19 protein-coding genes are annotated in these 23,840 nt (G+C 36.1%); 12 read left to right on the top strand and 7 right to left on the bottom strand.

Annotated elements, in window-relative coordinates; translation table 11 throughout:
- Positions 1–19 precede the first annotated feature (19 nt).
- On the top strand, positions 20–1,780 hold the full coding sequence (locus tag XM47_RS09765; RefSeq protein WP_048692100.1) for a lysophospholipid acyltransferase family protein: 1,761 nt from the start codon (positions 20–22) through the stop codon (positions 1,778–1,780).
- 2 nt (positions 1,781–1,782) lie between these two features.
- Here the strand turns inward: XM47_RS09765 and XM47_RS09770 are convergent, their stop codons facing one another.
- From XM47_RS09770 to XM47_RS09780, 3 genes are all read right to left on the bottom strand, one after another.
- Positions 1,783–2,493, bottom strand: a complete 711-nt coding sequence (locus XM47_RS09770) for an NRDE family protein (protein ID WP_048692101.1) — start codon at positions 2,491–2,493, stop codon at positions 1,783–1,785.
- Entirely contained in the window at positions 2,493–2,987 is a 495-nt protein-coding gene (locus XM47_RS09775; protein ID WP_048692103.1) for a DinB family protein, read from the bottom strand. Before XM47_RS09775 ends, XM47_RS09770 begins: the two co-directional genes overlap by 1 nt.
- Positions 2,988–3,106: 119 nt before the next feature.
- Positions 3,107–3,844 (bottom strand): YciK family oxidoreductase, encoded by a 738-nt coding sequence (locus tag XM47_RS09780; protein WP_048692105.1) that lies wholly within the window; start codon positions 3,842–3,844, stop codon positions 3,107–3,109.
- 293 nt (positions 3,845–4,137) lie between these two features.
- On the opposite strand from XM47_RS09780, the gene XM47_RS09785 reads away from it, so the two are divergent.
- The 4 genes from XM47_RS09785 to XM47_RS09800 all read left to right on the top strand — a co-directional run bounded on the left by XM47_RS09785 (position 4,138) and on the right by XM47_RS09800 (position 11,010).
- Positions 4,138–5,481 (top strand): TolC family protein, encoded by a 1,344-nt coding sequence (locus XM47_RS09785; protein WP_172656517.1) that lies wholly within the window; start codon positions 4,138–4,140, stop codon positions 5,479–5,481.
- Between the two features lie 2 nt (positions 5,482–5,483).
- The gene (locus tag XM47_RS09790) at positions 5,484–6,806 is read left to right on the top strand and encodes an efflux RND transporter periplasmic adaptor subunit (RefSeq protein ID WP_077066528.1); all 1,323 of its coding nucleotides are present in this window, start codon (positions 5,484–5,486) and stop codon (positions 6,804–6,806) included.
- Positions 6,796–9,921 (top strand): efflux RND transporter permease subunit, encoded by a 3,126-nt coding sequence (locus tag XM47_RS09795; RefSeq protein WP_048692108.1) that lies wholly within the window; start codon positions 6,796–6,798, stop codon positions 9,919–9,921. The genes XM47_RS09790 and XM47_RS09795 overlap by 11 nt, the downstream gene beginning before the upstream one ends.
- Positions 9,922–10,185: 264 nt before the next feature.
- Positions 10,186–11,010, top strand: coding sequence for a DUF2797 domain-containing protein (locus XM47_RS09800; protein ID WP_048692110.1), 825 nt, complete (start codon positions 10,186–10,188; stop codon positions 11,008–11,010).
- Here XM47_RS09800 and nadK read toward each other — a convergent pair.
- Positions 11,007–11,885, bottom strand: a complete 879-nt coding sequence (gene nadK, locus XM47_RS09805; RefSeq protein ID WP_048692111.1) for an NAD(+) kinase — start codon at positions 11,883–11,885, stop codon at positions 11,007–11,009. The genes XM47_RS09800 and nadK overlap by 4 nt on opposite strands.
- Before the next feature lie 181 nt (positions 11,886–12,066).
- Between nadK and grpE the strand changes: the two genes are divergently transcribed.
- Positions 12,067–12,678 (top strand): nucleotide exchange factor GrpE, encoded by a 612-nt coding sequence (gene grpE, locus XM47_RS09810; RefSeq protein WP_048692113.1) that lies wholly within the window; start codon positions 12,067–12,069, stop codon positions 12,676–12,678.
- A gap of 80 nt (positions 12,679–12,758) precedes the next feature.
- The gene (gpt, locus tag XM47_RS09815) at positions 12,759–13,190 is read left to right on the top strand and encodes a xanthine phosphoribosyltransferase (protein ID WP_048692114.1); all 432 of its coding nucleotides are present in this window, start codon (positions 12,759–12,761) and stop codon (positions 13,188–13,190) included.
- A 2-nt stretch (positions 13,191–13,192) separates the two neighbouring features.
- Here gpt and XM47_RS09820 read toward each other — a convergent pair whose 3' ends face one another.
- The 3 genes from XM47_RS09820 to gltA form a co-directional block, all read right to left on the bottom strand.
- Positions 13,193–14,323, bottom strand: coding sequence for a HupE/UreJ family protein (locus XM47_RS09820; protein WP_048692116.1), 1,131 nt, complete (start codon positions 14,321–14,323; stop codon positions 13,193–13,195).
- Between the two features lie 269 nt (positions 14,324–14,592).
- On the bottom strand, positions 14,593–15,930 hold the full coding sequence (locus XM47_RS09825) for an MATE family efflux transporter (protein ID WP_048692117.1): 1,338 nt from the start codon (positions 15,928–15,930) through the stop codon (positions 14,593–14,595).
- 81 nt (positions 15,931–16,011) lie between these two features.
- Positions 16,012–17,292 (bottom strand): citrate synthase, encoded by a 1,281-nt coding sequence (gltA, locus tag XM47_RS09830; protein ID WP_048692119.1) that lies wholly within the window; start codon positions 17,290–17,292, stop codon positions 16,012–16,014.
- 423 nt (positions 17,293–17,715) lie between these two features.
- Between gltA and sdhC the strand changes: the two genes are divergently transcribed.
- From sdhC to XM47_RS09855, 5 genes are all read left to right on the top strand, one after another.
- Positions 17,716–18,090 (top strand): succinate dehydrogenase, cytochrome b556 subunit, encoded by a 375-nt coding sequence (gene sdhC / locus XM47_RS09835; protein WP_342669143.1) that lies wholly within the window; start codon positions 17,716–17,718, stop codon positions 18,088–18,090.
- Entirely contained in the window at positions 18,084–18,431 is a 348-nt protein-coding gene (sdhD, locus tag XM47_RS09840) for a succinate dehydrogenase, hydrophobic membrane anchor protein (protein WP_048692121.1), read from the top strand. Before sdhC ends, sdhD begins: the two co-directional genes overlap by 7 nt.
- Positions 18,432–20,195: a succinate dehydrogenase flavoprotein subunit gene (sdhA, locus tag XM47_RS09845; protein ID WP_048692122.1), complete on the top strand. Its 1,764-nt coding sequence runs from the start codon at positions 18,432–18,434 to the stop codon at positions 20,193–20,195.
- A 14-nt stretch (positions 20,196–20,209) separates the two neighbouring features.
- Positions 20,210–20,920 carry a succinate dehydrogenase iron-sulfur subunit gene (locus XM47_RS09850; protein WP_048692123.1) on the top strand — a complete coding sequence of 237 codons (711 nt, stop codon included), beginning with the start codon at positions 20,210–20,212 and terminating at the stop codon, positions 20,918–20,920.
- A gap of 94 nt (positions 20,921–21,014) precedes the next feature.
- Complete coding sequence (locus tag XM47_RS09855; RefSeq protein ID WP_048692124.1) at positions 21,015–23,840, top strand: 2-oxoglutarate dehydrogenase E1 component; 2,826 nt, start codon at positions 21,015–21,017, stop codon at positions 23,838–23,840.

Consider the following 23,840-nt stretch of genomic DNA (forward strand, 5'->3'; position numbering starts at 1 on the left):
TTTAAATAATTAATCAATAATGAAAGATAATAATCTATCACTAAGCCATTTTTTTGCCCAGCAAACATCCAGCTTCTTTTATAAAACGCTGATAAAGATCGCTGATAAGTTGCTCGGAATCGATAAGTTAAATTATTTATATCAATGCCATGACTTTAATGGCTTATCTCCAAATGAATTTACCCAAAAATTTATTCAGGTTTTCGATTTAGATATAAAAGTATTAGGTTATGACTTGACACAAATACCTAAAGACAAGGCGATTATTATTGTCGCCAATCATCCATTCGGCGGTATTGAAGGGGTTATACTAACGCATGTTATCAGCCAATACAGACCCGATTTAAAAGTACTCGCAAATAGAGGACTATCTATATTTAAAGAGTTATCGCCTTATTTTATTTTTACAAACCCATTAAAAGTTGGTGCTAGTGGTAATTTAGAGTCGATAAAATCATGCAAGAAACATTTAGACAGTAATGGCGCACTGGTTTTATTTCCGGCTGGTCGAGTGAGTTATTTTAGAAAGGATTTAGGTTACATTACAGATCATAATTGGCACAGAAGTTTAGCTTATTTGGCTAAAAATACGGGAGCCGATATTTTACCGCTTTATATAACAGGTAAAAATAGAAGTCGCTTTTATCACTTGGGTAAAATATATTTTAGATTTAGATTGCTAATGTTAATTAGAGAAATGTTAGCCGCGAAAGGGAAAGCTGTGCCTATGACATTTGCCAACAAAACATTCAAATTACCAGAAGCTACTTCCAGCCAAGCTGCTACCGATTTAGTCCGACTATCTACTTATTTGTTAAACCCCGAATATCAACAAGCTTGGACTGCTAGTTTGACTGATAAAATAGAATTAGCGCTTGCCCCTTATATTTGTCCGAATTTATTAGATGCTGAAATAAAAAATTTAAACTCGAATCAAAAGCTCGCGAGTCATAAGCACTTCAGTGTTTATTATGCTAATTATGATCAGATCCCTAATTTAGTTGAAGAAATCAGAATAAGACGAGAAGAGACATTTCGTTTATATAAAGAAGGAAGTGGTCAACCACAAGATGGTGATGAACTGGATAAAGTGTATACCCACTTATTTGTTTTTGACCATGATGAAAATGCTGTCGTTGGGGCATATCGAATGGGACAGACTGATCTGATACAGCAAAATAAAGCCTGCTCTGGTTTATATTTGAGTCAAATGTTTGATTTTGGTCAGAAATTCATTAACCAAACTCAGGCTTGCCTAGAAATGGGACGCTCTTTTATTTTACCCAAATATCAAAAGAGTTATTATTCATTATTATTATTATTTAAAGGCATTGCTCATTTCGTTAACCAAAAGCCCGAATATCAAACCTTGTATGGTACTGTTTCACTGTCTACTGAATATGAAAAACTAAGTGTTTATTTAATTGAACGGTTTTTAGTAACTGATAGTAAAGACGTTACCCCTAAACAAGCCTTTAACTACCCACCAGTACCTGAATTAGATTCTTACCTTAATCAATATCCTAAAGATATCGCCAGTCTGGAGTGGTTAATAAAACAAATTGAACCTGATGGTAAAGGCTTACCCGTTTTACTGAAGCAGTACTATCAGCTTGGCGCTAAATTTCATTGTTTAGGGATAGACCCTAATTTTGCACAAACGCCAGGCTTGTTACTCAGTGTACATCTTCCATCTGCCCCTGAAAGGTTACTGAAACTGTATTTAGGGAGCGAGTTACCAAACTATTTGACAAAGGTTAACAAAATATTAGCAGAGTAAGATTATATATAAAGGGTTGATGGAGAAATGGAAGTACAAGGAGAGCCGTCAAAGTAATCGAATTTTATACTAGAGCGAGTGACATTGATGACACTTAAGCTTTGTGTCTTGGCATCTTGTCTATGCATACAAGTCGAGTAGGGCCCCTTTGCTGGAAGATGGCTTTTATGAAAATCAACTAGAGTTTGATCTGAAGCTGTAAATTTTTCAAAAGTGGAAATTCTGGATGCTTTGACTTGCTCGAATTTATAACCAGATGAAGTTACAATTTGATCGACTGATTGGTACGACAGCTTGTTGCCATCCCAATCAACTTGTAAATTGTCTATTCGATCCTTTTTATTCGAGTTAGTGAAAATACAGAGTGTGAAAGGCGCAAAATCCTCAATTTTCATATACTGAGCTAAATCTTTAAAGTTTGGTTTACTTTTTTGTAATTGTCTTAAGCAATTTAAAATAATCATGCCTCGAGAAGTAAGTGGTTTAGTTTTACTGGAATTTTCAGTCGCTTGATAATTATTCAGCAAGCAAAAACATATTCCAGTTTTTGTTACTCCTATCCAAGTACCACCAGCTTGCGGATCAGTTGGGTAAATCGCTTCCAGTGTTGAATCTATCTTGGGCGGTTGGGCTTTCGCTCTTGTAACTTGTTCATCTCGGTTAAAGCATACTTGGTATCCATCGGCTAATTTACGCCAAGTTAGAGTGCACATTAACGTTGAAATTGAACAGTTGAAGGTGCAACACCAAAGTTATTTGGTGCTGAAATCAGTTGAATGTCTGCAATCAAATTTTTCATTAAAGCATAATGATGAACAGCATGACTCGCAGCAAACATAATTTCTCTTGCTATGGTAGATCGGCAGTTAGTGATACATGAATCAGCATTACTGACTTCCGCTCGTACGACACATTCTTGGTTAAGTTTTTCAATTTTTAATTCATTCAGCCAACTCGATAAAAACTCTAAAGCTTTAAGTGCAGAATCTTTATCTGTTTCGATTGAATTTCCTCTATCTCTATCTTCATAATCGACGATTAGACTGTCGGAATCTAGCGCAGATTTAATCACTCTAAAATGATCAATTATGTGTCTGGTATGGGCACCAATTGAACTGCTTTGGTTTTGACCTAGGTAAGCTTCGTCGCTGATGGAGGATATAAATTCGATTGCTTGCTCAATTGTGGCTTGATAATGTTTGATCATTAAAAACTAGCTTCCTGCGATAATTGGTTAATTATTTTGACCGAATCAACTCGCTAACAATTTCAATATAGCGAAATTAAAATTTATTGCAGCAAAAAATTAACCAATCCAACTGCTAATTACTGAGCATTTAAAGCTTGACCATTTATATTTAGACTATTATCTGACATTAAATGAATATAAATTGGCATTATATCATCTGGCTGAGTTAATTTAGCTTGTTCTTCTGCTGGGAAAGCTATTCGTCTCATTTTAGTCGCAGTCGCACCAGGATTAATACTGTTAAAACGAATTTGAGTATTATCATATTCATCAGCTAAAACCTGCATCATGCCTTCAGTTGCAAATTTTGAAATTGAATAAGCTCCCCAAAAAGCTTTTCCTTTGCGTCCTACACCTGAACTTGTAAATAAAACAGAGGCTGTTTTTGCTAGCTTTAAAATAGGTAATAGGGCTTGTGTCATTTTAAACTGTGAAGTTAGATTAACTTTAAATATTTCGTCGACCATTTCTTCTGACATTTGTTCAAATGGCATTATAGTACCGAGTGAACTGGCATTATGTAAAACACCATCTAATTTACCGAACGTGTCTTTAATCGTATTGGCCATATCCAAATAATTTTGCTTTGTAGCGCCATTTAAGTCGAGTGGAATAATAGCAGGCTCAGGATAACCTAGTTTAACGATTTCATCATAAGTTGCTTCTAATTTAGCTGTGGTTTTACCTAGTAAAATAACTTCGGCACCAAATTTTGAAAAATGGATTGCTGCTGATTTTCCTATGCCAGCGCCAGCGCCAGTTACTAGGATGGTTTTTCCTTTTAAGCAATTTTCAGTATTGTTGATTTCTATCATATGTGAGCATAATTCAATTAAGATAAGTTATTTTATCGTATCCAATCACAATTGACATCTTTAGCTGTTGTTTATTTATAGCTAGATCAAACTATTAAATTTTATAGTTTATTAACTTTAATCACGAAGTGCGCAAAAGCTTCAAATTTGCTTAATTTTCTTACCAAATCTTTACACCACACTGAAGCTGTTTTTCGTTTAATTAGATATAATATTTTTAATTATGATAATTAATACTAAATTGAATGTTCACACACAGTAAAAAATTGTATTTAGTCTTGCTCTCAGTTGTTATGGCTAGTTGCTCTAGTGCGCCAGATGTAAATGAGGATTTGCATGATGGTTTAATTATACCTGAAAATTGGCATACTCAAGATGCGACTGAAGAATCATCCGTGTTGATAAATTTACCTCATAGCTTAGTTGAAAATATAAAATTAGCTGGATTAAATAATTTAGATATTAAAATGGCTTATCAGCGGCTAAAAATTAGTGAGGCTGCATTATCAACCAGCGAAAGTAAATTCTGGCCACAAGTAAACGCTTCTCTTTCTGGCCGTCGAGGTCAGTCCCAAGTCGTAGAGAAAAATTGGACAACAAGTTACAGTTCAGGATTTAGGGTAAGCTGGGAGTTAGATATTTGGGATAAATTAGATAACTTAGAAAAAGCCGCAATCAGCGATCTTGATGCGGTGAAATTTGATTTAGAAGCTGCCAGTAAATTAGTGACAAGCCAAATCATCCTGACTTATTTCGATATCCAACAAGCTAGTGAATTGATAGAAATCGCGAAATCAAATTTAGAAAGTCAAACCAAGCGAGTAGAAATTACCGAACAAAGATTAGATTCAGGCTTAGTTGATAGCCAAGACTATAGATTAGCCATGAATAGTTTAAAAAATATAGAATCTAATTTAATTCAACAACAACTTAATCTTCATCAATCCATTCAAAAATTTAATCTTTTACTAGGACAGAATTCAGACTCTTTAACGATAAATCCCGATCTTAATATTGACATACCAGAACAAATCCAAGTTATTTCACCTAAACAAGTTTTAAGTAAAAGGCCAGATTTAGTTGCAGCGGAATACAGATTAACTAGTGCCTTTTATCGAAAAAAAGAAGCGGATAAAGGCTACTTACCGGATATTAAATTAACGGGTAATTTACAAGTTAATAATCGAGTTGAATTCTCTCAACTGTTTGATTGGCAGTATTGGTTGTCGTCATTAACTGCGGATATTACTCAGCCTATTTTTAATGCTGGCGCAATTAAAGCAGAACAAGAATCACGCACAGCAAGACAAGAATTGGCATTAGTTCAATACCAAAAAGCGTTGTTAGTGGCGTGGCAAGAAATTGAGAGAAGTTTGTATCTAGAAAAAATGCTCAGAGATAAGTTAAAAACGACCCAAGATGGATATACACATATTAAAGCAGCAGAAGCTAGAATTATTGAAAAATATCAAGACGGTGTCGCAACAAGTTTTGAGTTACTGAATCTACAGTCTCGCCGTATTAACGCTCAATCAGAATTAACTCGTACCCGCTATAGTATATTAGCTAATAGGGTCAGGTTAATTTTAGCTCTAGGTGAATCTTTTAATATTAACGAAACAATGGAAATACTTTAATCATGTCTTTTCTTCATCAGCATTTCCCAAACACGAACTGGCTTGGCTTTATTAAAAAATGGTTGGTATTTCCACTTATATTAATTAGTTTAACGATGTTAGGATTTAATTGGCTTGATGACAATAAGCCACAACCTAAAGAAAGACCCTATAAAGTTAAAAAAATTAAGGTATTTGTTCATGAATCAAAACAAATTTCTCAGCCTTTAATTGGTTATAGCCAAGGCCAGGTTTTACCTAAAGATTATTTAGAATTAAAAAGTGAAGTCGCCGGTAAAATTAGTTATTTATCACCTAATTTTGTTAATGGTGGTGTCATCACTAAAGGTGAAGTGTTGGTTCAATTAGAAGACCAAGACTATAAATTAACGGTTATTCAGCGCCGTGCAAAAGTGGCACAAAACGAGCAGTTATTGGCTAAAGCGAAAGCCGAAACCAATGCCGCACAAAGAGAGCTAAAACAGCTAGGAAGAGAAAATGCTTCAGAATTAGCGTTAGGGATACCGCAATTAAAACAAGCTGAAGCAGCTTTAGAATCAGCTCAAGCAGAACTAGCGCAAGCTGAACTTGACTTGACTAGAACGACAATTACAGCCCCTTTTAACGCTCGTATCGAATCTGAAAACCTAACAGTAGGGCAATACATCAATCGAGCAGGTTTATTAGTCAAACTTTTCTCAACTGAAGTAATGGAAGTCCGTTTAGCTTTAAGTACCCAAGAAATTAGCCAAATTGGTATTCCACTCGCTTATTATTCAAACTTTGATGAGTCAGTTTTTAGCGTTAATCTTTCGGCTCAAATTGGCAATGATACTATTGTGTGGCCAGCTAAAATAGTTAGAACCGAATCTGTGATTGATGATAAAACACGGAGTGTTTATGCCGTCGCACAAGTCAGAAACAGTTACTTAAATCAGTCTCGACCTTTATTAAAAGGATTATTTGTTAATGCTGAAATTATCGGCAATATGGCAAATGATATATCTATTTTACCTAAAGAGTCTTTACGAAGTAATCAGTTGATTTGGACAGTTGATAAAGACAATCGGCTTAACATCATCACTGCTAATATCATTCAGCGTACACCAGATAGCATAATTGTGAAGGATTTACCTAAGGGGAGCTTAGTTATTACATCTGCCTTAGCTATACCGACGCCAGGCATGCCGGTTTTGCCTATTAAGATGGGCACATCTGAAGTAATCCGAGGCAATAAAAAACGTCCAGAAGCAAACATATCTGCCATGCAAAAAGATAGAAAGAAAAGTGACAAAGGGTTAAAGCAAAGCATGACTGGTGAAAAGGGGAAACCTAATGCCATCTAATTCTATTTTAGCTTGGTGGATTAAAAATCCAATTGCTGCAAATCTAGCCATGTTCTCGTTAGTGGTGGCTGGGATAATGAGTTATTTATTTTCGGTAGAAAAAGAACCATTTCCAACAGTTAAATTGCCAATTATGGATATTCGAATGAATTGGCGTGGCGCTAGTCCACGAGATGTCGAAGACCAAATTATTGTTAGATTTGAAGAGTCTGTTAAGAATGTAGAAGGCATAAAATATATTGTTTCAAATGCATGGGAAGGTGGTGCGAAAATATCTATCACAGGTGAGGAAAGGGTAGATAGACGCAAATTTTCTGATGATATTAGAGAAAAAATTAACTCAGTCAATGGATTACCAAGTGATGCAGATAAGCCTATAGTGACTGAAAGAGTCAATCGAGATCAGATGATCCGTATTGCACTTCATGGGGATATGGATGAACTCATGCTAAATAAAGTCGCCCGAGAAATTCGCAGAGAAGTATCTTCCTTACCACTAATTGCTAACGTTGATATTTCTGGTGATATCGCAGAAGAAATATCGATAGAGGTTTCAGAACAAAAACTAAGAGAGTATCAATTATCGTTTGACGAAATTTCAAATGCGGTTAAGGCTAACTCGATTAATTTATCAGCTGGTTCAGTTGTTGGAGAAACAGAGTCGTTTCGTTTAAGTGTTAGAAATAGAGCTGAAAATCAGGTTGATTTTGAAAATATTATTATTAGGCATCAAGCTGATGGCGCCATATTGAGATTAGGTGATGTAGCTACAATAGTCGATGGCTTACAAGCTAGTCGTAGATATTCATCGTTTGATGGTGAAGTCGCAGTACTCATTGATGTATATAACGGCGATTATATGAACATCCCAGAGATGTCTAAAAACGTAAATGAATATATAGAACGCAAAATAAAGACTTTACCTCAGGGTTACAAATTGACGGTTTGGGAAGATTGGAATGATGCTTATCAAAGTAGATTAACGACTATATTTGATAGTGCAATCAGTGGTCTAATTTTAGTTTTCACTTTGTTATTGCTTTTTTTACAGCCAAGGATCGCACTTTGGGTTTCAGCCGGCATAGCAACGGCGTTTGCGGCTGCATTTTGGTTACTACCAACTTTTGATGTATCACTTAACATGTTGTCTTTATTCGCTTTTATGATGGTTATTGGTATTGTGGTAGATGATGCAATTGTCATAGGTGAAAGTATTCACAGCCAACATGAAAATGGCTTTCATGGTGAGCAAGCTGCATATAATGGTGTAAAAGCGGTTGCTAAACCTGTAATTTTTGGCGTATTAACCACTATGATAGTGTTTGCACCTATGGCTTTCTTGCCTGGTAGTACCGCTGAGTTTACCCGGGCAATTTCTATTGTTGTGGTATTAGCGCTTAGCTTTTCTTTATTTGAAGCTTTATTTATTTTGCCATCTCATTTAAGACATTTGCCAGACGACGATGCAAATAGAGAGCTCAGCAGATTAGATAAAATTCAGCAAGGTTTTGCTAATGCCCTCAAATACTTGGCGAATAAAATCTATGCGCCAGCTATGGATTTTATATTAGGTTATCGCTACATAGTGTTAGGCATCTTTATTGTATTGTTTAGTTTGTCCGTAAAGTTATTAAATGACAATTTTGTACTGCAATCGTTTGAACCTAAAATAGAAGCTGACACTATTCGTTTGAATGTAACCTTACCAGAAAACGCCTCTTTTGCTCGACTTCAACAAGTTCTAATTCAAATGAACCAAGGCCAAGCAAAACTCGCTAAGCATGTCGCTGATTTATCCGAAACGGGGGACGGCGGTTTTATTGCTCACCATTACAGTCGAATCAACGGTAGCCGAATTTCAAGCTTTTTAAAATTAGTACCTTATCAAGATAGAATTATTGATACTGAAACTGCGACTAATTTATTGACTGAAATGATTGGTGATATTCCAGATGCTGAAGAAGTTGAATTTAAAGCAACCTTAAATGAAAGAGATCCTAAAATTGCTTTTATGGTGATGGGAGATAATTTAGATGCCATGACTAAGGCTGCTAACGAGCTCAAATTACATATGAATGAATATGATGATATTTATATGGTTAGGGACAGCTTAGACAAGGGCAGTAAAGAAATCGTTTTAAGTTTAAAACCCGGCGCAGAAGCTTTAGGTATCAACTTAAAGGATGTCAGCAATCAAATCCGCCAAGCGTTTTTTGGTCAAGAAGTACAGCGTTTACCAAGAGAAGGCGGTGATTCACGCGTTAAAGTTAGATACTCTCGGCTTGAAAGAGAAGATATCGCGTCACTATATCAGCTAAAAATACGAACACGTGATAAAAGGGAAATCCCACTTATTAATGTAGTCGATATAGACTTAATTCCAGGCGTTAGCCGAATTCAGCGACGAGATGGAAAAAAAGTCGTTTGGATTTGGGCCGAATATTCAGGCAATAATGTAGATGTGCTTAAGAATAAAATTCGTCAAGAATATTTACCTGATTGGTTAAAACGAAATCCTGAAGTGAGCATGGATAGAAATGGTCGTAATCGTAATAAAGATGATTTTATGAATACGGTTTACCATTATGAAGGATTGGCTTTATTAATTTCGTATGTATTAATGGCAATTGCTTTTAAATCGTATTTGAAACCGCTATTAATTATGTCTGCAATTCCATTTGCCTATACAGGATCAATATTTGGGCACTTAGGACACGAAGTCTATTTTGGCGCTTTTTCTATGCTCGGTATTTTAGCCGCTGCTGGTGTTGTGGTGAATGATAACTTGGTGCTGGTTGATTGTTTAAATCAACTCAGAGCAAAAGGTTTATCTGCTTTTGAGGCCGCGAAAGAAGCGGGTAGGTTAAGATTTAGAGCAATTATATTAACCTCGCTTACAACCTTTGTTGGTTTAGTTCCTATGCTATCTGGGGATACAGAGCAAGCTAAATTTTTGGTACCTATGGTAGTCTCACTCGCTTATGGCGTTGTTTTTGCGACACTGACGACACTCATTTTTACGCCTTGTTTATATTTATTTGGTCATGATGTCAAAACAGTTTCGACTAAGTTGTTTTTATTCTGGAAAAATTTAGATAAACCAAGGACATGTTGATTTTTTTGAGTAAAATTTCAGCTATTTTTTGGTATTTATACAAGGCATAGCGATTGTAGTGTAGTGCATGCACTACACTACACAAATGCACTGCAAAGTCAGCTTACCCCAAATCGATTTGGGGTAACGTAGAAGAAATATGCCAATCAAACGCCAACAGACCTTATAGATTTAGCTCTAAATTCAAAACATTAAATGGAGAAAATTAATGTAATTAAGCTCTGCTTAGTTACAATAGTGTTTTTGCCACAATAGACTAGTTTAATGATCGGATTTCTTAAAAAATTACAAACAGAGCTGACATCTCCCGTTAGTTATAACTTACCGCTTAATGATGAGTTGATTAACTTAAACCAATATATAGGTCAAAAAATTCGGTTAAAGCATACGGGCAATATCCGTTGTTTAAATTGTCAAAAAAAAACCAATAAGAGTTACTCTCAAGGGCATTGCTTTAATTGCATGAGAAAACTGGCTTCATGTGATATGTGTATTATGAAGCCTGAAACCTGCCATCATAGTGCTGGTACTTGTCGCGAACCAGAGTGGGGTGAACAAAATTGTATGATCCCACATTACGTTTACCTTGCTAATACGTCGGGTTTAAAAGTCGGTATCACTCGACATAGTCAAGTTCCAACACGCTGGATAGATCAAGGTGCGACACAGGCCTTACCTATTTTTAAAGTACAAACTCGATTGCAATCAGGTTTAGTCGAAATTGCTTTAGCTGAGTTTATCGCTGATAAAACTAACTGGCGTAATTTATTAAAAGGCAATCCTGAAGATATAGATTTGAATCAAAAGGCTGTAGAGTTAAAACCTTTAATAGAGCAAAAACTAGCTGAAATCGTTTTGCAATATGGAGCGGATGCAGTCGAAAGCCTTGATGACGAGATAGTTACAATAGAATATCCAGTCACCCAATTTCCGACTAAAATCACATCTTATAATTTTGATAAGCAAGCAGAAATACAAGATACGCTAGTTGGCATAAAAGGCCAGTATTTAATCTTTGAATCGGGTGTTATCAATATCCGAAAATTCACTTCTTATGAAGTAGAATTTGAAGCACTAGATATAGCTTAATATAGTTTACTGCCCCAATTCAATTTTCGTCTTAATACACCGAAATAATTATAATCTTTCGGATGTATTAGCTTTAAATGATTGGGGTTTTTATTAACATGAATCTCATCACCGGCGATAACGGGTAGGGTGGTATGACCATCACAAGTGACGGCAACCTGTGAACCTGTTTTGTTTGAAACAACAAGCCTTAAACTAGAATTTGCATCTACAACTATAGGTCTATTCGCTAACGAATGTGGAAACATTGGCAGTAAGCAAATCGCATTTAAGTTTGGCGTTAAAATAGGACCACCACCAGATAATGAATAAGCAGTTGAGCCTGTTGGTGTACTCATGATTAAACCATCCGCTCTTTGGCTAAAAACGAATTTATCATTGATGTAGACTTCAAACTCCATCATATGAGCGACTTTATCTGAATGGAGTACGGCTTCGTTAACGGCGGTGTGATTACATTTTACTTCACCTTGACGTTTAACTTCGACTTCTAGTAAAAATCTTTCTTCTATAGAATGCTCACCTTTGAGCACTTTGGTGAGGATACTTTCATAAGCTTCTGGATGAATGTCGGTTAAAAAACCAAGGTTACCCCTATTAATACCAATTACAGCAGTATCAAATCGAGATAACACGCGAGCTGCTCCTAACATATTACCATCGCCGCCAATCACTATGACTAAATCACATTCTTGCCCAAGCTCTAGCAAGCTTAATCTATTAATTGGCTGATCAAAATTATATGCGATTCTTTCTTCTATATAGACTTCACAGCCTCGTTTTAATAAAAAGTCAGACAAACCCATTAAGGTTTGTTGGGTATCACTATGATTTAATTTACCAACAATACCCACTTTTTTAAAAACTAAATTCATAAAAGAAAAATTCCGCAAGACAACTTAAGACAATGTTAATCGAAAATGAATACTATCATGCCTTTAGATATTCAAAACCATTTATTTTTCACCCTATGAGCAAATATTTACTTGAATAAGAAATCTAAAGCCCCATATTGGCATAATACGAATTTAAGTACCTTAATTTGGAGTTTCTATAATGAGTAATGAACAAGAGAACGTTCAACAAGAAGTCGCTCAAGACATCAATGAAAATGAACAAACAGTCGATACGTCTGAAACAGAGCAAAATGTTGAAGTTTCTGATTCAGAAGCTCAAATTGCTGAGTTAACCGCTAAATTAGCTGCAGCAGAGCAAAAAGTATTAGACCAACAAGATTCTGTTATTCGAGCAAAAGCTGAAGTTGATAATATGAGAAGAAGAACTTCTCAAGATTTAGAAAAAGCGCATAAATTTGCATTAGAAAAATTTTCAGGTGAGTTACTACCCGTTGCAGATAATTTGCAACGTGCGTTAGAAGCGGCAGATCGTGATAACGAAGATTTAGCACCTATGATTGAAGGCGTTGAATTAACGTTAAAGAGTTTCGATTCAGTGCTAGCTAAATTTAATATTGATGCTGTTTCTCCTGAAGTAGGTGATGCTTTTAATCCGGAAGTTCATCAAGCTATGTCTATGGTACCAAGTCCAGATGTTGCACCAAACTCAGTTATTGCTTGTATGCAAAAAGGTTATACTTTAAATGGTCGTTTATTAAGACCTGCTATGGTGATGGTTTCTGCAGCAGCGAGTGTTGATACTAACGCTTAATTCGCTTTCATAATTCTAAATGGCTAACGAGTTTGGCCATTTAGAACATCTTTATTTCTATAGATAACGGCAGGCTAACTATGTCTTCAAGCAAATTGGTTATTAGCTGGGATGAATTTCATCTTCACACAAGGCAACTAGCGAGTCAGTTGAAATCTATTGAAAACATAACTGGAATTGTTGCGGTAACTCGTGGTGGCATAATTCCAACTGGAATTATTACCAGTGAGCTGAATATTCGTTTAATCGACACAGTTTGTGTTAGTAGCTACGATAAAAACAATCAACAAGCAGAAATTAACCTATTGAAATATCCAAACCATGACGGAGATGGTTGGTTATTTATTGAAGATTTAGTTGATAGTGGTAATACAATAAGGTTTTTAAAACAACATTTTCCTAAAGCTATTTTTGCCTGTGTGTATGCCAAACCAAACGGGGTTTGTCAGACAGACTATTTTGTTGAAAAAGTTAAGCAAGACAGTTGGATCCAATTGCCTTGGGAAATTTAAACTTAATTAATCCTTTGAATTAACCAAAAGCTACCAATAAAGACCAGTATCAAAGACGATATTTGAAGTAATACTGAGCACTTCTTGCTTTTGTGTAAAGCATATAGCAGCGGAATAAATAAAATCACTAAGGCTACTTGTCCTGTTTCTACACCTAGGTTAAAAAAGATTAAACTTGGTACTAAATCTTGAGTTAACCCCATCTCTTTTAATATAAATGAAAAACCTAAACCATGAATTAAACCGAATACGAAACTAATTCTTAATCGGTTGTTGTAATAACTTGGCTGCTGTATATCACTGTATTTGTTCAATCGTTTAATGTTTTCTAATGCAACAAAGATAATGCTGGCCGCGATAAAGCTTTCGACAAGCCAGATTGGAACTGAAACTAATTCAAATAGAGATAGCGCTAGGGTTAAAGAATGTGCAATGGTAAAGAAAGTAATGGTTAAAACTAGGTGTCTTATTGAACTTGGTAACAGTATTAGTGCTAATAAAAACAATAAATGGTCATAACCAAAGATTATGTGCTCTATACCGATGAAAAAGTAATGGCTAGTTGCTGACCAGACTCGGCTTATTTCTGACCAGAAGCTATTTTGTTCAGCAAGATTTTGATTATTCGGCTCAAAATTATTATCAATTAACTCAATCTGCCACAAATCTATCAGTTTTTTTACTGGTATTTGGTGTTGGTTATTAAGTCTGTCTAATGTAATTACTTGGGTTCTGCCTGCTATTTTAATTGTTAAGTAGTTTTTATGGTCATTTGTTAGGCTTTCGGATAAATGATAAGTCAGCTTAACCTGATCCAAAGCAGTTGGGCATTGGAAGAGCAGGTGATATTGAGTTGAATTAATATTATCCAATGCTTTTTGGACTATTCTATTGACTATGCAAGTTTGACTTTGGTTGTTTACTTTAAAAAACGACTGGATTAAATTATTTTTAATTGCGTTGTCTTGGCTTATATCTCCAACTAATAACTTATTTGGCAGGGTTAAAGTGAGCTTTACTTGAGTTTTACCTAATTCAACTTGAGTATCTGTCACGCCTGCCTCATGCGCAGATACCTGAGATGTAAAAATGAGTAATGTGAGGTACATTAAATAGGGTAATATTCTTTTCATAACAACTCTTAATGATAAAAAGGCTTAAATCTAGAAAGTTAAGCCTTTTATTTTCTTTTGTAAAAATAGATGTGACGTTAAGATAAACTTAAAAAAAGCAAAAAAAGTGCAAATCCGATAAAAAACTTGAAATAAATAAAAATGTAATACAGTTTTTTTGGTTTTGTATATCAATTTTATTTGCTTTTAGTTATGGTTTTTTACTTTGATTGAATCCAATTGTTAGGAAATAAGAGGTTTAAATTTTTGGTAAGATGATTCCCTAGTGATTACACCTGTGCCTTCTTGTTTTTGTAAGTCAATCTTAAGCTTAACAAAATTGCAGATGTAGATAAACTAATCAATAATCCTATCCAGTATGCTTGAACTCCAATTGCAGGAATAAGAAAATCAGTTTCTGCCAATATATAACCAAGTGGAAATCCAATGAACCAGTAGGATATTAGAACGATAATCATAGGTTTTTGAGTATCGGCATATCCTCTTAAAATTGCAGAAACAAGTGTTTGAATTACATCTGGTAGCTGGAAAATACCAGCCCAGATTAATAAACCAAATGCGATTAAAGTGATTTCTGGATCTGTGGTAAACCAAGAAATAAACACATCTCTAAAAATGATAATGATCGAACATGAGATTATTGAAAAGCTAATCGACATTAATAGACTAGCTCTGGCGTATTGTTTAGCTTGGTCTAATTGATTTTCACCAATTTTACGACCCACTATAGCGGTAGTTGCAAAGCCTATGCTGAGTGGAACCATGTAAAAATTGGTAGTCACATTTAAAGCGATTTGGTGTGCAGCAGCTGCTGCAGTCCCATGGGTTGCAATTGCTAAAGCAACTGCTCCGAAAAGTGCCAGCTCCATAAAAACTGTAATGCCTATTGGAAAACCCAATAACGCGAGTCTTTTTAACTCATGGAAACATGGTCGTTTTAATTTAAATTCTTTTATTGCTGCTTTAGTTTTAGGGAATAAATAAGTAAACCAAATTAAAGACAATAAAATTAGTAAGTTAACTATGCTTGTTGCAATTCCACAACCCGCACCGCCAAACGCAGGAATACTTAACCAGCCATAGATGAAAATAGCATTTAAAGGGATATTTAAAATAATTGAGACAATACTAATTATCATTAAGGGTTTGGTTTGGCCGACAGCTTCGTTCAAGAATCGGTAACAAGCCGTAATACAAATAAACGGCAAACCCATATTTAAATAGAATAAGTATTCTAGGCCTATTGTCGCTAAGTCAGTTTCTAGTTTTAACAGATTAAATAACTGATCAGAAAAGTTTAATCCTAATGAAGTGATAATACAGACAATTAAAGCTAACCAAAGGCCATTGTTAAATTGCTCAGCCAATTTTTTATGATTTGCTTCTCCATAACTACGCGCAAGTACGGGGCTTAACACCATAATCACGCCTATACTAAAAAAATAAGCGGGATGCCAGATACCTAAAGCTGTACCAACAGCAGCCATATCTGTGTCAGATACTCTGGCAGACATTAACAAGTCTATTGTTACTAGTAAGGTTTGAATTAATTGGGTTACGAAAATAGGCCAGGCTAATTGGTAGATGCTTTTAATGTAAGAAATCAAAACTGTCTCGGAAGCTACATCATTTTTAAATGCATAAAAAAACCCAGCATATAGCTGGGTTTATTAAAAAGCTAGAAATTTTTACTTTTCAATAGGGTTGAAGGTTCTTTGCTCTTCACCTTTGTACAATTGTCTTGGACGACCAATTTTTGCACCAGGCTGACTTAACATTTCATTCCAATGTGAGATCCAACCTACAGTTCTTGATAATGCAAAAATAACTGTAAACATATTAGTTGGGATACCAATTGCTTTTAAGATGATACCTGAATAGAAATCTACATTCGGGTAAAGCTTCTTGCTAATGAAATATTCATCTTCAAGTGCAATTTGCTCAAGGCGCATAGCAACATCTAATAAAGGATCTTGGATGCCTAAAGATTCTAATACTTCATGACATGTTTCACGCATTACTTTAGCTCTTGGATCAAAGTTTTTATAAACTCTGTGTCCAAAGCCCATTAAGCGGAATGGATCAGCTTTATCTTTTGCTTTTGCTACGTATTCATCGATTCTGTCAACTGAACCAATTTCTTCAAGCATATTTAAGCAAGCTTCGTTAGCACCACCGTGAGCAGGGCCCCATAAAGAAGCAATACCTGCAGCAATACATGCATAAGGATTAGCACCTGATGAACCAGCTAAACGTACTGTTGACGTAGAAGCATTTTGTTCATGATCAGCATGTAAAGTGAAGATCTTATCCATTGCTCTAGCAACTGCAGGATTAATTTCATAATCTTCAGCTGGTACAGAAAACATCATGTTTAAGAAGTTTTCAGAATAAGATAAATTGTTTTTCGGGCTAACGAAAGGTTGGCCAATAGTGTATTTATAACACATAGCTGCAATCGTAGGTAATTTTGCAACTAAACGGTTAGCACTTCTAATTCTTTGCTCAGGATCTGTAATATCTAAATCTCTGTGATAGAAAGAAGAAAGCGCGCCAACAGTACCACATAACATAGCCATTGGATGTGCATCACGTTTAAAGCCACGGAAGAAGAATTCGATACCTTCATGAACCATAGTGTGACGTTTAATAGTATTCACATATTCTTTATATTGCTCACTAGTTGGAGCTTCACCATGCATTAACAAATAACAAACTTCTAAATAGTCAGCTTGTGTTGCTAATTCGGCGATAGGATAACCTCGGTGTAATAAAACACCATTGCCACCATCTATAAAAGTGATTTCTGATTCACAAGAACCTGTAGCTAAAAAGCCTGGGTCATATGTGAAATAACCGTGTTGACCTAAAGTTCGGACATCAATTACATCTTGGCCTTTTGTGCCGGATAGAACTGGAAGCTCTATTTGTTGTCCGTTGATAGTGAGGATGGCTTTATTGTCAGCCATAAATATTCTCCTTTCGAGCAAGTCATTTGACAGGGTTAGTCTTATATTAATACTTGATATTGTATAAAAAAGTCAATCAGAAACTCTTATAAAGAGCTGCAAACACTATTTAATTACCCAATAGCGGTATTAATCATATTTAACTGTTCACTCATTAAACAAATTTAAAATTGTTACAAATTAAATCTGAATAAATAAATCGATTATTTTATCGTGATATATCATAGCCGAATTCACTACTAAGCCTCAAACTATATAGCATTCATGTCAAAAATGCGTTTAATTCATTAAAAAAATGAACTTTCGAAAAAAAATTAAGGTATAAAATCGCAAAGATTTACAATTTAAGCTATTGTTGTAGCTGCGTTAAATTTAAATCTGTTTATTCTTAATTATAATATTTTAATACAAGTGGGAACATCTGTGAAAAAGCAAAGACCAGTCAACCTAGAGCTAAACACTATTAGCTTTCCGGCTACCGCCATTGCTTCTATCCTTCATCGTATAACTGGCGTTATTATGTTTTTTGCCATGGGCATATTAATGTGGTTATTAGCATTAACTTTATCTTCTGAAGATAATTTTAATATGGTGTCGGATTGGACAAACTCTTTTATCTTAAAATTTGTTTTTTGGGGCACCTTAACTGCACTTGCATATCATCTACTAGGTGGCTTGCGTCATTTAGTGATGGACCTTGGTTTTTGGGAAGAACTTGAATCAGGTAAACAAAGTGCTGTTATTACATTAATTATTACAGGCGTATGCTCAATCGCTGCAGGAGTTTGGTTATGGTAGCAAATGCTGCAACAATTGGTCGAAGTGGAATTCATGATTTCATCTTAATCAGAGCTACGGCTTTGATATTAACCGCTTACACTTTCTTTATTGTTTGTTTTTTAGCTTGCACACCTGAGCTTACATACGATATTTGGAAATCTTTATTTTCTCAAATTTGGGTTAAGGCTTTTACCTTAATCAGCTTGTTTGCCTTATTAATTCATGCTTGGATTGGTTTATGGCAGGTATTAACTGATTATGTTAAGTGTGTAGGATTAAGGTTATTCTTACAATTTGTTTTGAATTTAGCTGCGATTAGTTATTTAGCAACTGGCGCTGTTATTTTGTGGGGTGTTTAAGTGGGTATTACTGTTAGAGAATTCGATGCCGTTGTAATCGGTGCAGGTGGAGCAGGTATGCGAGCTGCTCTCCAAATTGCAGAATCAGGCAAAACATGTGCGCTTTTATCAAAAGTTTTTCCGACGCGTTCACACACAGTTTCTGCTCAAGGTGGTATTACCGTAGCTTTAGGAAATGCTCACGATGATAATTGGCAGTGGCATATGTATGACACGGTTAAAGGTTCTGATTATATTGGTGACCAAGACGCCATAGAATATATGTGTGAAACAGGTCCTGAAGCTATTATTGAGCTTGAAAATATGGGTTTACCATTTTCAAGATTTGAAAATGGACGAATTTACCAAAGACCTTTCGGTGGACAGTCTAAAGAATTCGGTGGCGAACAAGCTGCACGTACTGCCGCTGCTGCAGATAGAACAGGTCATGCTTTATTACATCTTTTATATCAGCAAAATGTTAAGAATAAAACGACTGTTTTTAGTGAATGGTATGCACTTGATTTAGTTAAAAATCAAGATGGTACTGTTGTTGGTTGTACCGCGATTGATATAGAAACTGGCGAAGTTGTTTACTTCAAATCTAAAGCGACAGTTCTAGCAACTGGTGGTGCTGGTCGTATATTTGCTTCAACTACAAATGCTCACATTAATACTGGTGACGGCGTTGGTATGGCGCTACGTGCTGGTGTACCTGTCCAAGATATGGAAATGTGGCAATTTCACCCAACAGGTATCGCCGGTGCAGGAACATTAGTAACTGAAGGTTGTCGTGGTGAAGGTGGTTATCTTTTAAATAAAGATGGTGAACGTTTTATGGAACGTTACGCACCAAATGCTAAAGATTTAGCGGGTCGTGATGTTGTTGCACGTTCAATGATGACAGAAATTCGCGAAGGTCGCGGTTGTGACGGTCCTTGGGGTCCACACATTAAACTTAAATTAGATCATTTAGGTGCTGAAGTTCTAGAAAGCCGTTTACCTGGTATTTGTGAGTTATCAAGAACTTTTGCTCACGTTGACCCAGTCAAAGAGCCAATTCCAGTAATACCAACATGTCACTATATGATGGGTGGTATTCCGACTAATGTTAACGGTCAAGCTTTAACTATGAATAGTGCAGGTGAAGCTGAGGTCGTTAAAGGTTTATATGCTTGCGGTGAGATTGCATGTGTATCTGTACATGGAGCAAATCGATTGGGTGGTAACTCACTACTCGATTTAGTTGTATTTGGTAGAGCAACTGGTTTATACCTTGGTGAAGCTTTAAATGATTACTCGGCGCGAGAAGCGCAAGATTCAGATATAGATAATGCTATGTCTAGATTTAATCGTTGGGAAAGCACTAAAACAGGTGAAGACCCTGTACAAATTAAGAAAGACTTACAGCAATGTATGCAACTTAATTTCTCTGTTTTCCGTGAAGGCGACTCTATGGCTCAAGGTCTTAGCGAGCTTAAAGAAATTAGAGAAAGACTTAAATCAGCTAAACTAGCTGATAATAGCTCTGAATTTAATACTCAACGTATCGAATGTTTAGAGTTAGATAACTTAATGGAAACTGCTTTTGCAACAGCTGTTGCTGCAAACTACCGTACAGAAAGCCGTGGCGCGCACAGTCGTTTCGACTTCCCTGACCGTGATGATGCAAATTGGTTATGTCACAGTGTTTATGACCCTAAAACAGAGTCTATGAGTAAACGTGAAGTAAACATGGCGCCAAATAAGCGTGAAGCATTTCCACCTAAAGTTAGAACTTATTAAGTAGGTATTGTCGAATGAAACAAATTTTCTCGATATATAGGTACAACCCGGATACAGATACAAAGCCTAAAATGCAAACTTATGAATTAGAGTTGCAAGATGGCAGTGACATTATGGTGCTAGATGCATTATTAATGTTAAAAGAACAAGATCCAACATTGGCATTTAGACGCTCATGTCGTGAAGGTGTATGTGGATCTGATGGCTTAAATATGAATGGTAAAAACGGCTTAGCATGTATAACACCATTATCGGCACTATCAGGTTCAAAAATTACGGTTAGACCTTTACCAGGTTTACCTGTAATTCGTGATTTAGTTGTAGACATGACTCAGTTCTACACCCAGTACGAAAAAGTTAAACCGTATTTAATTCCTGATGAAAAAGCAAGACCAGCGAGAGAGCATTTACAATCTCCTGAAGAGCGTGAAAAGCTTGATGGTTTATATGAATGTATTCTTTGTGCTTGTTGTTCAACATCTTGCCCATCTTTCTGGTGGAACCCTGATAAGTTTGTTGGACCGGCTGGTTTACTTCACGCATACAGATTTTTAGCTGATTCTCGTGACGGTGCTCAAGAGCAACGTTTATCTGAATTAGATGATGCATTTAGTGTGTTCCGTTGTCACGGAATCATGAACTGTGTCAATGTATGTCCAAAAGGGTTAAATCCAACAAGAGCGATAGGTAAAATTAAATCTATGCTCTTAAAACAAGCAGTTTAGATAGTTTATTTAATTATTTTGAATAGCTATTTTGATTTTAAGATAGCTATTTTTAATAAATCAATTTTTGTTTTAGTGGTAAAAGGGTAAAACGATGCAACAAGGCTCCATGAAGGCTTGGCTTGAGTCATCTCAGCTTGCCGGTGGCAATGCAACATACATTGAAGAATTATACGAACAGTATCTCGATAATCCATTAAGCGTCAGTGATGAGTGGCGTGGATTGTTTGAAAGTTTACCTAAAGTTGAAGGTGTGACGGTTGAAACCAAACACTCTTTAGTTCGAGATACATTTAGAGAATCCGCTAAGAACATACATAGAAATCAAGTTGTTGTTCCAACTGATATTTCAGATACTAAGCAAGTTAAAGTTTTACAGCTTATTAATGCTTATCGTTTCAGAGGTCATCAGCATGCTAATCTTGATCCGCTAGGTTTATGGAAACAAGAAAGAGTTCGTGATTTAGAATTAAGTCACCATGAATTGGATAATGACGATTTAGACAAAACCTTTAATGTTGGTTCTTTTGCCGTTGGCGAAGAGAAAATGCAACTTAAAGATATCCATAGTGCACTCGTTAAAACCTATTGTGGTTCTGTCGGTGCGGAATATATGTATATTACGTCTACTGAAGAGAAACGTTGGTTACAGCAGAGATTAGAATCTGTTCAATGTAAGCCTGATATTTCTACTGAACAAAAATTAAAACTATATAAAGAGCTTGTTGCTGCAGATGGCCTTGAAAAGTACTTAGCCAGTAAATTCCCTGGTGCTAAACGCTTTTCTTTAGAAGGCGGTGACGCTTTAGTTCCTTTGTTAAAAGGTTTGATCAGTCAAGCCGGTGAACAAGGTCAAAAAGAAGTTGTTATTGGTATGGCTCACCGTGGACGTCTAAACGTTCTGGTTAACGTACTAGGTAAAAACCCTTCAATCTTATTCGATGAGTTTTCTGGTAAACATGATCATGACACCAATTTAGGTTCAGGTGATGTTAAATACCACATGGGTTATTCATCAGATTTCGCGACCGAAGGTGGTAATGTCCATTTAGCATTAGCCTTTAACCCTTCTCACTTAGAAATCGTAAATCCTGTTGTTATGGGCTCTGTAAGAGCACGTATGGATCGCCGTGGTTGTGCTGATGGTTCACTTGCTTTACCGATTACTATCCATGGTGATTCTGCAATCGCTGGTCAAGGTGTTGTACAAGAAACATTTAACTTATCACAAACAAGAGCATACTCTGTTGGTGGTACGGTACGAGTTGTAGTTAACAACCAAGTTGGTTTTACAACATCTAACCCGCAAGATACTCGTTCAACTCAATATTGTACTGATATTGCGAAAATGGTTCAGGCACCAATATTCCATGTGAATTCGGATGACCCAGAAGCTGTTTTATTCGCAACTAAAGTTGCATTAGAGTACAGAAATAAATTTAAACGCGACGTGGTTATCGATTTAGTTTGTTACCGCAGACACGGACATAATGAAGCTGATGAGCCAAATGCAACACAGCCTCTTATGTATCAAAAAATTAAAAAACACCCAGTTCCTAGAGCACTATATGCTCAGCAATTAATTTCGGAAGGGGTTATATCCGAGCAAGATGCAAATCGTGTGATTGAAGAATACCGAGCTGCTCTTGATCATGGTGCCTGCGTAGTAGAAGAATGGCGTCCTATGATGGAGCATTCAGTAGATTGGCGTCCTTATTTAAACCATGATTGGGATATTGCTTATGATGCCTCAATTCAAATTGATAAGTTAAAAGCATTAGCTGTAAAAGCTAGTGAATACCCTGCAGATGTAGTGCCTCAATCACGTGTTAAAAAGATTTATCAAGATCGTAAACTGATGGCGTCAGGTGAGAAAGCGTTAGATTGGGGTTTTGCTGAAACTTTAGCATATGCTGATTTATCAACTTCAGGTGTGCGTTTAAGAATTACAGGTCAAGATTGCGGACGTGGTACTTTCTTCCACCGTCATGCGGTTATTCATAACCAAAAAGACGCATCTACCTATATGCCGCTGCAGAATTTAGCTGAAGAGCAACCACCAGTTGAAATCTATGATTCAGTTTTATCTGAAGAAGCTGTATTGGCGTTTGAATATGGTTATGCAACAGCAGAGCCTAAAACATTAACTATTTGGGAAGCCCAATTTGGTGACTTCGCGAATGGTGCTCAAGTTGTTATTGATCAGTTCTTAAGTTCTGGTGAACAAAAATGGGGCCGTTTATGTGGATTAACTTTGTTACTACCACATGGTTATGAAGGTCAAGGTCCAGAGCATTCTTCAGCTCGTTTAGAAAGATTCTTACAATTATGTGCTGACCATAATATGCAGGTTTGTGTACCTTCAACGCCAGCACAAGTGTTTAATATGATTAGAAGACAATCGATTAGACCTATGCGTAGACCGCTTGTGGTTATGTCACCTAAGTCATTATTACGTCACCCATTAGCAACTTCTACATTAGAAGATTTAGCTGAAGGTGTATTCCACAATGTAATTGATGAAATTGATGAAATTGATTCAGCTAAAGTTGATAGAGTTGTATTTTGTAGTGGTAAAGTTTATTACGATTTACTTGAAGCTCGTCGTAAAGCTGAACAAGATAATGTTGCAATTATTCGTATTGAACAATTATACCCATTCCCGCAGAAAGAAATTGAAGCGATAATGGAGCAATATGCACACGTTAAAGAGTTTGTTTGGTGTCAAGAAGAACCACAAAACCAAGGTGCATGGTATTGTAGTCAACATCATTTCTGGGATGTCATTCCAGCAGGTGCAAAATTACAGTATGTAGGCCGTACAGCGTCTGCATCACCAGCAGTCGGTTATTTAGCAATTCATAACCAACAACAAAAAGAGCTAGTTAATCAAGCACTTGGCCTTGAGCAAGGTAATTAA

It is taken from the genome of Catenovulum maritimum (genome assembly GCF_001050375.1).
Classification (GTDB): domain Bacteria; phylum Pseudomonadota; class Gammaproteobacteria; order Enterobacterales; family Alteromonadaceae; genus Catenovulum; species Catenovulum maritimum.

What these genes read in the sequence shown, in the direction of transcription:
- XM47_RS09765 (WP_048692100.1), top strand. Translation starts at nt 20, where the DNA reads ATGAAAGATAATAATCTATCACTAAGCCATTTTTTTGCCCAGCAAACA.
- XM47_RS09770 (WP_048692101.1), bottom strand. Translation starts at nt 2,493, where the DNA reads ATGTGCACTCTAACTTGGCGTAAATTAGCCGATGGATACCAAGTATGC.
- XM47_RS09775 (WP_048692103.1), bottom strand. Translation starts at nt 2,987, where the DNA reads ATGATCAAACATTATCAAGCCACAATTGAGCAAGCAATCGAATTTATA.
- XM47_RS09780 (WP_048692105.1), bottom strand. Translation starts at nt 3,844, where the DNA reads ATGATAGAAATCAACAATACTGAAAATTGCTTAAAAGGAAAAACCATC.
- XM47_RS09785 (WP_172656517.1), top strand. Translation starts at nt 4,138, where the DNA reads ATGGCTAGTTGCTCTAGTGCGCCAGATGTAAATGAGGATTTGCATGAT.
- XM47_RS09790 (WP_077066528.1), top strand. Translation starts at nt 5,484, where the DNA reads ATGTCTTTTCTTCATCAGCATTTCCCAAACACGAACTGGCTTGGCTTT.
- XM47_RS09795 (WP_048692108.1), top strand. Translation starts at nt 6,796, where the DNA reads ATGCCATCTAATTCTATTTTAGCTTGGTGGATTAAAAATCCAATTGCT.
- XM47_RS09800 (WP_048692110.1), top strand. Translation starts at nt 10,186, where the DNA reads ATGATCGGATTTCTTAAAAAATTACAAACAGAGCTGACATCTCCCGTT.
- nadK (WP_048692111.1), bottom strand. Translation starts at nt 11,885, where the DNA reads ATGAATTTAGTTTTTAAAAAAGTGGGTATTGTTGGTAAATTAAATCAT.
- grpE (WP_048692113.1), top strand. Translation starts at nt 12,067, where the DNA reads ATGAGTAATGAACAAGAGAACGTTCAACAAGAAGTCGCTCAAGACATC.
- gpt (WP_048692114.1), top strand. Translation starts at nt 12,759, where the DNA reads ATGTCTTCAAGCAAATTGGTTATTAGCTGGGATGAATTTCATCTTCAC.
- XM47_RS09820 (WP_048692116.1), bottom strand. Translation starts at nt 14,323, where the DNA reads ATGAAAAGAATATTACCCTATTTAATGTACCTCACATTACTCATTTTT.
- gltA (WP_048692119.1), bottom strand. Translation starts at nt 17,292, where the DNA reads ATGGCTGACAATAAAGCCATCCTCACTATCAACGGACAACAAATAGAG.
- sdhD (WP_048692121.1), top strand. Translation starts at nt 18,084, where the DNA reads ATGGTAGCAAATGCTGCAACAATTGGTCGAAGTGGAATTCATGATTTC.
- XM47_RS09850 (WP_048692123.1), top strand. Translation starts at nt 20,210, where the DNA reads ATGAAACAAATTTTCTCGATATATAGGTACAACCCGGATACAGATACA.
- XM47_RS09855 (WP_048692124.1), top strand. Translation starts at nt 21,015, where the DNA reads ATGCAACAAGGCTCCATGAAGGCTTGGCTTGAGTCATCTCAGCTTGCC.